This is a genomic window from Streptococcus sp. GMD1S (genome assembly GCF_000296875.1).
In the GTDB taxonomy this organism is placed as follows: Bacteria; Bacillota; Bacilli; order Lactobacillales; family Streptococcaceae; genus Streptococcus.
Map to the genome: position 1 here is coordinate 1 of NZ_AJQY01000040.1, position 9,978 is coordinate 9,978.

9 protein-coding genes and 2 pseudogenes are annotated in these 9,978 nt (G+C 41.7%); all 11 read left to right on the forward strand.

Features of this window, described 5'->3' with window-relative positions:
- Positions 1–6 precede the first annotated feature (6 nt).
- Positions 7–501 (forward strand): annotated as a pseudogene (locus GMD1S_RS05665) (ABC transporter permease); the annotation flags it as partial.
- Between the two features lies 1 nt (position 502).
- Positions 503–1,111, forward strand: a pseudogene (locus GMD1S_RS05670) (acetate kinase); the annotation flags it as partial.
- Between the two features lie 149 nt (positions 1,112–1,260).
- Positions 1,261–1,632, forward strand: coding sequence for a ribonuclease P protein component (rnpA, locus tag GMD1S_RS05675; protein WP_000748120.1), 372 nt, complete (start codon positions 1,261–1,263; stop codon positions 1,630–1,632).
- Entirely contained in the window at positions 1,607–2,434 is an 828-nt protein-coding gene (locus GMD1S_RS05680; protein ID WP_000728097.1) for a membrane protein insertase YidC, read from the forward strand. Before rnpA ends, GMD1S_RS05680 begins: the two co-directional genes overlap by 26 nt.
- 14 nt (positions 2,435–2,448) lie before the next feature.
- The gene (gene jag / locus GMD1S_RS05685) at positions 2,449–3,435 is read left to right on the forward strand and encodes an RNA-binding cell elongation regulator Jag/EloR (protein WP_000242591.1); all 987 of its coding nucleotides are present in this window, start codon (positions 2,449–2,451) and stop codon (positions 3,433–3,435) included.
- 55 nt (positions 3,436–3,490) lie between these two features.
- Complete coding sequence (locus tag GMD1S_RS05690) at positions 3,491–4,114, forward strand: hypothetical protein (protein WP_000921432.1); 624 nt, start codon at positions 3,491–3,493, stop codon at positions 4,112–4,114.
- Positions 4,115–4,231: 117 nt separating this feature from the next.
- The gene (tkt, locus tag GMD1S_RS05695; protein WP_000067909.1) at positions 4,232–6,208 is read left to right on the forward strand and encodes a transketolase; all 1,977 of its coding nucleotides are present in this window, start codon (positions 4,232–4,234) and stop codon (positions 6,206–6,208) included.
- 128 nt (positions 6,209–6,336) lie between these two features.
- Positions 6,337–6,657 carry a preprotein translocase subunit YajC gene (gene yajC / locus GMD1S_RS05700; RefSeq protein ID WP_025168800.1) on the forward strand — a complete coding sequence of 107 codons (321 nt, stop codon included), beginning with the start codon at positions 6,337–6,339 and terminating at the stop codon, positions 6,655–6,657.
- A gap of 47 nt (positions 6,658–6,704) precedes the next feature.
- Complete coding sequence (locus GMD1S_RS05705) at positions 6,705–7,148, forward strand: low molecular weight protein-tyrosine-phosphatase (protein ID WP_000724851.1); 444 nt, start codon at positions 6,705–6,707, stop codon at positions 7,146–7,148.
- A complete protein-coding gene (locus tag GMD1S_RS05710; RefSeq protein ID WP_000410457.1) occupies positions 7,135–7,548 on the forward strand; it encodes an MORN repeat-containing protein in 414 nt (137 codons plus the stop codon). Before GMD1S_RS05705 ends, GMD1S_RS05710 begins: the two co-directional genes overlap by 14 nt.
- A 295-nt stretch (positions 7,549–7,843) precedes the next feature.
- On the forward strand, positions 7,844–9,978 hold a 2,135-nt coding region (adhE, locus tag GMD1S_RS05715), incomplete at its 3' end, for a bifunctional acetaldehyde-CoA/alcohol dehydrogenase (protein WP_000763995.1).

Here is a 9,978-nt window from a genome sequence, read left to right on the forward strand (position 1 = left end):
AAAGAGATGAAGAAAACAACCTCTAAACTCTTTGTAGTGCCCTATATGCTTTGGATCGCCCTCTTTGTTCTCGCACCCTTGGTCTTGATTTTTGGACAATCCTTTTTCAACATTGAAGGCCAGTTTAGTTTAGAAAACTACAAATCCTACTTTGCATCACAAAACTTGACCTATCTCAAAATGAGCTTCAACTCTGTGCTTTATGCGGGGATTGTGACCATGGTGACACTTTTCATCAGCTATCCAACAGCCCTCTTTTTGACCCGTCTTAAGCACCGTCAACTCTGGCTCATGCTGATTATCTTGCCAACCTGGATCAATCTGCTCCTTAAGGCCTATGCCTTTATCGGGATTTTTGGTCAAAATGGCTCTATTAATCAATTTTTGGAATTCATCGGAATCGGTTCTCAACAGTTGCTCTTTACCGATTTCTCCTTCATCTTCGTCGCAAGCTACATCGAGCTTCCCTTTATGATTTTGCCGATTTTCAATGTCTTGGAGCCGTCCTCTAGAAGATTTGAAATTGATTACCTGCCATATTGGTAACGGGGCTTCTATCACAGCTGTTAAGGGAGGGAAGTCTGTGGATACTTCTATGGGATTCACACCACTTGGAGGTGTGATGATGGGAACTCGTACAGGAGATATTGACCCTGCTATCATCCCTTATCTCATGCAATATACAGAGGATTTTAATACCCCAGAAGATATTAGTCGCGTTCTCAATCGTGAATCAGGGCTCATGGGAGTTTCTGGTCAGTCAAGCGATATGCGTGATGTGATTGCTGCTATGGAAGCAGGAGACCATGATGCGACTTTGGCTTATGAAATCTATGTTGATCGTATCCAAAAACATATCGGTCAATACCTTGCAGTCCTAAATGGAGCAGATGCGATTATCTTCACAGCAGGTATCGGTGAAAATGCAGCTTTGGTTCGTGAGGATGTCATTTCAGGTATCTCTTGGTTTGGTTGTGATGTGGATCCAGAAAAGAACGTCTTTGGCGTAACGGGAGACATCTCAACTGACGCAGCGAAAATCCGTGTCTTGGTTATTCCAACAGATGAAGAATTGGTGATTGCACGCGATGTTGAGCGCTTGAAAAAATAAGTAAATACACGTAAAATTTGATTGTAAAAAGAAGTTGGGAAAGAGATTTTCCAGCTTTTTTTATGTAGAAAATGTCTAAAACCTTGCTGTTATTGGCTTTTTCAAAAAATATGGTATAATAGTAGTAATTTAATAGATGGAGTTGAGTTTTGAAGAAAAGCTTTCGTGTAAAAAGAGAGAAAGATTTTAAGGCGATTTTCAAGGACGGAACAAGTTTTGCCAATCGAAAATTTGTTGTCTACCAATTGGAAAACCAGCAAAACCATTTTCGAGTAGGACTGTCCGTCAGCAAAAAGCTGGGGAATGCAGTTACCAGAAATCAAATCAAGAGACGAATCCGGCACATTCTACAAAGTGTAAAAGGGAGTTTAGTAGAGCATGTTGATTTTGTCGTGATTGCCCGAAAAGGGGTGGAAACCTTGGAATATGCAGAGATGGAGAAAAACCTACTCCACGTATTAAAGTTATCAAAGATTTACCAGGAAGGAAATGGGAGTGAAAAAGAAACTACAGTTGACTAGTTTGTTGGGCTTGTCCTTGTTTATCATGACAGCCTGTGCAACAAATGGTACAGCTAGCGATATAACAGCAGATTCGACAGACTTTTGGAGCAAATTCGTTTATTTTTTTGCTGAAATTATCCGCTTTTTGTCCTTTGACATTAGTATCGGAGTGGGGATTATCCTCTTCACGATTTTGATCCGGACGATTCTATTACCGGTCTTTCAGACACAGATGGTTGCCTCTAGAAAAATGCAAGAGGCTCAACCACGCATCAAGGCTTTGCGAGAGCAATACCCAGGTCGTGATATGGAAAGTAGAACCAAGCTAGACCAGGAGATGCGTAAGGTTTATAAAGAGTTAGGGATCAAACATTCATCCTCTCTCTGGCCGATTTTAATACAAATGCCTGTTCTCTTGGCACTTTTTCAAGCCTTGAGTCGAGTAGACTTTTTGAAAACAGGTCACTTTTTATGGATTAATTTGGGAGGAGTAGATACAAGTTTTGTCCTTCCGATTTTGGCGGCAGTCTTTACCTTCTTGAGTAGCTGGTTATCGAATAAAGCTTTGTCCGAAAAAAGTGGAGCTACGACAGGGATGATGTATGGTATGCCTGTATTGATCTTTGTTTTTGCCATCTCCGCCCCAAGTGGTGTAGCCTTGTACTGGGCCGTATCCAATGCTTACCAAGTTCTGCAAACCTATTTCTTGAACAATCCTTTCAAGATTATTGCCGAAAGAGAAGCAGTGGCGCAAGCAGAAAAAGATTTAGAAGGCAAGAAGAGAAGAGCTTTGAAAAAAGCACAGAAAAAGAAAAAATAAGGAGGAATCTGATAATGGTATTATTTACAGGTTCAACGGTTGAAGAAGCAATCCAAAAAGGATTGAAAGAATTAGACATTCCAAGAATGAAGGCCCACATCAAGGTCGTTTCGAAAGAGAAAAAAGGATTTTTAGGCTTGTTTGGTAAGAAGCCAGCTCAAGTTGATATCGAAGCCATTAGTGAAACGACAGTAATCAAAGCCAACCAGCAGGCCATTAAAGGGGTTCCAAAAGAAGTTAATGAAAAAAATGAACCAGTGAAAACCGTCAGCGAAGCGACAGTTGATTTGGGATATGTGGTTGAAGCCATCAAGAAGATTGAAGAAGAAGGTCAAGGTGTCTCTGAAGAGGTCAAGGCTGAAATCCTGAAAAATGAAAAGCACGCCAGCACGATTTTGGAAGAAACAGGCCATATTTCAATTTTAAATGAATTGGAACCAGAGGATACTACCGAGGAAGTGAAATCTGCTCCAGAAAAAGAAACTGAAACGCAGGAAGCAACAAGTCAATCTTTGGAAGATTTAGGCTTGAAAGTAGAACCAAGTTATGACATCGAACAAGTGGCAACTGAAGTAGCTAGCTACGTTCAAACCATTGTAGATGATATGGATGTTGAAGGGACGATTTCAAGCGACTACAATCGCCGCACCATCAATCTTCAAATTGACACCAATGAACCAGGCCGTATTATCGGTTATCATGGTAAAGTTTTGAAGGCCTTGCAACTATTGGCTCAAAATTATCTTTATAACCGCTATTCAAGAACCTTCTACATCACGATCAATGTCAATGATTATGTTGAACACCGTGCAGAAGTCTTGCAAACCTACGCTCAAAAATTGGCGACTCGCGTTTTAGAGGAAGGGCGTAGTCAACAAACTGATCCAATGTCAAATAGCGAACGCAAGATAATCCATCGCATTATTTCACGCATGGATGGCGTGACGAGTTACTCTGAAGGTGACGAGCCAAATCGCTATGTTGTCGTAGATGCAGAATAAGCAAAGCAAAATCAGGTTCATCCTGATTTTTTGCTAGGAAAGGAAAGATTCAGATATGCTGAAAACAGTTAGAGAATACCTATCATTTGCAGGAGTCCAGTACCGTAATCCTGATAAAGCTGGCGATGAAAGAGAAAAGATGTTGACCTTGCGGCAAAAAGGTCAAGAGGCTCGGAAGTCTTTTACAGAATTGGCCAAAACCTTTCAAGCTAGTCATCCAGAATGGCAACTGCAACAGACTAGTCAGTGGATGAACCAAGCGCAACGCTTGCGACCGCATTTCTGGGCCTATCTACAGAGAGACGGACAAGTGACAGAACCTATGATGGCTCTTCGTTTGTATGGAACACCTACTAATTATGGGATTTCTTTTGAGGTCAGCTTCATTGAGCGCAAGAAAGATGAACAGACTTTAGACAAGCAAGCCAAGGTTTTAGAACTTCCAGCGGTAGAAGGAATTTATTATCTAGTCTACTCAAATGGGGAAAGTCATAAGGTGGAGGCTACTGAGGAGAATCGTCGTACTTTACGCGAGAAGGTGAGAAGTCAGGAAGTCCGTAAAGTTTTGGTTAAGGCAGATGTTTCCTTCATTGAAAATCAGTCAGTAGAAGCGATATTGGAGAAGCTAGAAGAGGCTTATGCGCGCTTGCTTCCGTACTATGAAGTGACGAGGGAATAGAAAATCAAATGTGTTAGATGAACGCAAATTGTTTTATTGCTATTCTATGCATTTTTTCATATAATAGTAAAATAGGATGTGTGATTTATTAATCACCTCAAAGAGAAAGGAAATTCTATGTCAAATCTATCTGTTAATGCAATTCGTTTTCTAGGTATTGACGCCATCAACAAAGCAAACTCAGGTCACCCAGGGGTGGTTATGGGGGCTGCTCCTATGGCCTATAGCCTCTTTACAAAGCAACTTCGTATCAATCCAGCTCAACCAAACTGGATCAACCGCGATCGCTTTATTCTTTCAGCAGGACACGGCTCTATGCTCCTCTACGCCCTTCTTCATCTCTCTGGATTTGAAGATGTGAGCATGGAAGAAGTCAAGAACTTCCGCCAATGGGGTTCAAAAACACCAGGTCACCCAGAATTTGGTCATACAGCAGGGGTTGACGCTACAACTGGTCCTCTAGGTCAAGGGATTTCTACTGCTACTGGTTTTGCCCAAGCAGAACGTTTCCTTGCAGCGAAGTATAACCGCGAAGGCTTCAATATCTTTGACCACTATACTTATGTGATCTGTGGAGATGGAGACTTGATGGAAGGTGTCTCAAGTGAGGCGGCTTCATATGCAGGCTTGCAAAAACTTGACAAGTTGGTGGTTCTTTATGATTCAAATGACATTAACTTGGATGGTGAGACAAAGGATTCCTTTACTGAAAGTGTTCGTGATCGCTACAATGCCTACGGCTGGCATACAGCCTTGGTTGAAGATGGAACAGACTTGGAAGCTATCCATGCTGCTATCGAAACAGCTAAAGCTTCAGGCAAGCCATCTTTGATTGAAGTGAAGACTGTTATTGGATACGGTTCTCCAAACAAACAAGGAACTAATGCGGTACACGGTGCTCCTCTTGGAGCAGATGAAACTGCGGCTACTCGCCAAGCTCTTGGTTGGGACTATGAACCATTTGAAATCCCAGCTGAAGTTTACGCTGATTTCAAAGAAAATGTTGCAGATCGTGGCGCATCAGCTTATCAAGCTTGGACTAAATTAGTTGCTGATTATAAAGAAGCTCATCCAGAACTGGCTGCAGAAGTAGAAGCCATCATCGACGGCCGTGATCCAGTTAAAGTGACTCCAGCAGACTTCCCAGCCTTAGAAAATGGATTTTCTCAAGCAACTCGCAACTCAAGTCAAGATGCTTTGAACGTTGTAGCTACTAAATTGCCAACCTTCCTAGGTGGTTCAGCTGACCTTGCTCACTCAAACATGACTTATATTAAGACTGATGGACTTCAAGACGATGCTAATCGCTTGAACCGCAACATTCAGTTTGGTGTTCGTGAATTTGCAATGGGAACGATCTTGAACGGGATGGCCCTTCACGGTGGACTTCGTGTATACGGTGGTACTTTCTTCGTCTTTTCTGACTATGTGAAAGCAGCTGTCCGCTTGTCAGCCTTGCAAGGACTTCCTGTGACTTATGTCTTTACCCACGATTCGATTGCAGTTGGTGAAGATGGTCCAACTCACGAACCAGTTGAACACTTAGCAGGTCTCCGTGCTATGCCAAATCTGAATGTTTTCCGCCCAGCAGATGCGCGTGAAACTCAAGCGGCTTGGTACCTTGCCGTGACAAGCGAAAAAACACCAACTGCCCTTGTCTTGACACGTCAAAACTTGACTGTCGAAGAAGGAACAGACTTTGACAAAGTTGCGAAAGGTGCCTATGTTGTCTATGAAAATGCAGCAGACTTTGATACAATCTTGATTGCAACAGGTTCAGAGGTGAATTTGGCGGTCGCAGCTGCCAAAGAATTGGCTAGCCAAGGTGCAAAAGTCCGTGTAGTCAGCATGCCATCAACAGATGTCTTTGACGCACAAGATGCAGCTTACAAGGAAGAAATCCTTCCAAATGCAGTTCGCCGTCGTGTTGCAGTTGAAATGGGTGCAACTCAAAACTGGTACAAGTATGTTGGTCTTGATGGTGCAGTTCTCGGTATTGATACCTTTGGAGCATCTGCCCCAGCACCAAAAGTATTGGCAGAGTACGGATTTACAGTTGAAAATCTAGTCAAAGTCGTTCAAAACTTGAAATAATCACAAAAATCAGAGTGAAAACTCTGATTTTTTATAACCATAAAAACAAGGCACAATCTTGTAAAAGTAGCTGAAATTTGATATAGTAGTCCTATGTAAAATACAAAGGAGAAAATACTATGGAAAATATTAGTCCAAATTTAACATTTTTGATCATGCTTGTAGGTATGTTTGCCTTGATGTTCTTTATGCAACGTTCTCAAAAGAAACAAGCACAAAAGCGTATGGAAAGCTTGAACAAGCTTCAAAAAGGCTATGAAGTCATTACAATTGGTGGGCTTTACGGAACAGTGGATGAAGTAGATACTGAGAAAGGTACAATCGTACTGGATGTAGATGGGGTTTATTTGACCTTTGAATTGGCTGCGATCAAGACCGTTTTGCCACTCAAAGAAGCTGTGACACCAGAAGGAACAGTTGTTGACGAAGGCGGAGCAATCGAAGAATAAAACGGGACCTGTCACTCCCGTTTTTCTATGAGACAAGAGGAAAAGGGATGAAAAAAATAGTATTTGTTTGCTTAGGAAATATTTGCCGAAGTCCCATGGCAGAGTTTGTGATGAAGTCCATGACGAGCGCTTACCAAGTCGAGAGTCGGGCAACGTCATCTTGGGAACATGGCAATCCGATTCATAAGGGGACGCAGGGGATTTTTCAGCAGTATCAGATCCCGTATGACAAAGACAAAACATCGCTTCAGATTGGCAGAGAGGACTTTGAATCATTTGATTACATTATCGGTATGGATGCTTCAAACGTTTCAGATCTGCGTCACATGTGCCCTCAGGAACTACAGTACAAGATCTACTCTTTTGCGGCAGAAAGTGTTCCAGATCCATGGTACACAGGAGATTTTGAGGAAACCTATGCGCGCATCACAAGTGGATGCCAAAGCTGGTTAGACCGTTTAGAAAATGAGAGTGACAATGGAAAAGTTTAAAAAAATCTTTGAAAAATATCGAGTATATCTAACTCGCCCGCGTATAGAGATTGCAACCGTTCTTCTAATCGCTATCTGCGCCGTATCAGTTTTTCTACTAAACACTCCAAAAAAGGGTGTACTGACACTTGACAATGGTGCGCTTGTTTATGATGGAACCTTGGTAAGAGGGAAGATGAATGGTCAGGGGACTATGACCTTTGAAAACGGGGACCAATACACAGGAGAGTTCAATAATGGGGCTTTTAATGGTAAAGGGACTTTTCAATCAAAAGATGGCTGGAAATACGAAGGTGATTTTGTAAATGGTCAGGCTGAAGGTCAAGGGAAGTTGACTACAGAGCAAGAAGTTGTTTATGAGGGGACCTTTAAACAAGGCGTTTTTCAGCAAAAACAGTAGTCTCCAAGTTAGGAGACTATTTTCAAAGCCTGAAAAGAAAACGCTTTCTTGTCTTGAATTCGATAACTAACTATCAACTAGAAAAACTTTGTGAAATAAAAAAATTTTTTCCATAATTTCACAATCGTCCAGACAAAACTCTATTGTATAGCTATATTGAGAAAAAAATCACAATCTTAGAAAATTTCTTTGTGAAATGCTTATGAAACTGTTTACAAAGCATAAAAAAAGAGTTATAATAAATTTGTGAAATAATTAACAAAGGATAACATCCTTAAAGGCTATGGAGGATAATATGGCTGATAAAAAAACAGTAACCCCAGAGGAAAAACAACTTGCTGCTGAAAAGCATGTCGATGGTCTCGTGAAAAAAGCCTTGGTTGCGCTTGATGAAATGCGCAAGTTGAACCAAGAGCAAGTTGACTATATCGTGGCAAAAGCTTCGGTTGCCGCACTTGACGCGCACGGTATCCTTGCACAACACGCAGTTGAAGAAACTGGTCGTGGAGTATTTGAAGACAAGGCGACAAAAAACCTATTTGCCTGCGAACACGTAGTGAACAATATGCGTGGAGTTAAAACAGTTGGAGTTATTGAAGATGATCCAATTACAGGTTTGACAAAGATTGCGGAGCCTGTAGGGGTAATCTGTGGTGTCACTCCGACAACAAACCCAACTTCAACAGCGATTTTCAAATCACTCATTGCTTTGAAAACACGTAACCCAATCGTTTTTGCCTTCCACCCATCAGCTCAAGAATCATCAGCTCACGCAGCACAAATCGTTCGTGATGCAGCCATCGCAGCTGGCGCACCTGAAAACTGTGTTCAATGGATTACAAAGCCATCTATGGAAGCAACTGGAGCGCTAATGAACCACGAAGGTGTTGCAACTATTCTTGCAACTGGTGGGAACGCTATGGTTAAAGCTGCATACTCATGTGGAAAACCAGCTCTTGGGGTAGGTGCCGGAAACGTTCCTGCCTATGTAGAAAAATCTGCTGACCTTCGTCAAGCTGCTCATGACATCGTTATGTCTAAATCATTTGATAATGGGATGGTCTGTGCATCAGAACAAGCGGTTATCATTGATAAAGAAGTATATGACGAATTTGTAGAAGAATTCAAATCATATCACACTTACTTTGTAAACAAGAAAGAAAAAGCGCTTCTTGAAGAATTCTGTTTCGGCGTGAAAGCAAACAGCAAAAACTGTGCAGGTGCTAAACTAAACGCAAACATCGTTGGTAAACCAGCAGCATGGATTGCTGAACAAGCAGGATTCAGCGTTCCAGAAGGAACAAACATCTTGGCTGCAGAATGTGCAGAAGTAGGACCGAAAGAACCATTGACTCGTGAAAAATTGTCACCAGTTATCGCTGTCCTAAAAGCTGAAGATACAGAAGACGGTCTTAAAAAAGCTCGCCAAATGGTTGAGTTTAACGGACTTGGTCACTCAGCAGCTATTCATACAAAAGACGAAGCTCTTGCTAAACGCTTTGGTACAGAAATCAAAGCAATGCGTATTATCTGGAACTCTCCATCTACTTTCGGTGGTATCGGTGACGTATACAATGCCTTCATTCCATCATTGACACTTGGATGTGGTTCATATGGACACAACTCAGTTGGTGATAATGTGAGTGCGATCAACCTTCTAAACATCAAGAAAGTAGGGAAACGTAGAAATAATATGCAGTGGTTTAAAGTTCCTTCAAAAATTTACTTCGAACGCAATTCTATCCAATACCTTCAAACATGTGAAGATATTGAACGCGTTATGATTGTTACAGACAAATCGATCGAAAAACTTGGTTTTGTTCAACGCATTATTGACCAATTGAACAAACGTAGCAACCGTGTAACTGTCCAAGTCTTCTCAGACGTTGAACCAGATCCAGATATCACAACTGTAGAACGTGGTACTGAAGTGATGAGAGCATTTGAGCCAGACACAATTATCGCTCTTGGTGGTGGTTCTCCAATGGACGCGGCCAAAGTAATGTGGCTCTTCTACGAACAACCACAAATCGACTTCCGTGACTTGGTTCAAAAATTCATGGATATCCGTAAACGTGCCTTCCGCTTCCCATCACTTGGTAAAAAAGCGAAATACATTGGTATTCCAACAACTTCAGGTACAGGTTCAGAAGTAACACCATTTGCCGTTATCTCTGATAAGAAAAACAATCGTAAATACCCATTGGCTGACTACTCATTGACACCAACTATTGCCATTGTTGACCCTGCTTTGGTTGAGTCAGTTCCAGACTTCATCGCTGCTGATACAGGTATGGACGTCTTGACTCACGCGACTGAAGCTTACACTTCAAACTTTGCTAACGACTACACAGACGGTATCGCCCTTCAAACAATCAAACTTGTGTTTGAATGGTTGGAAAAATCTGTTAAGACAGCTGATCCAGAAGC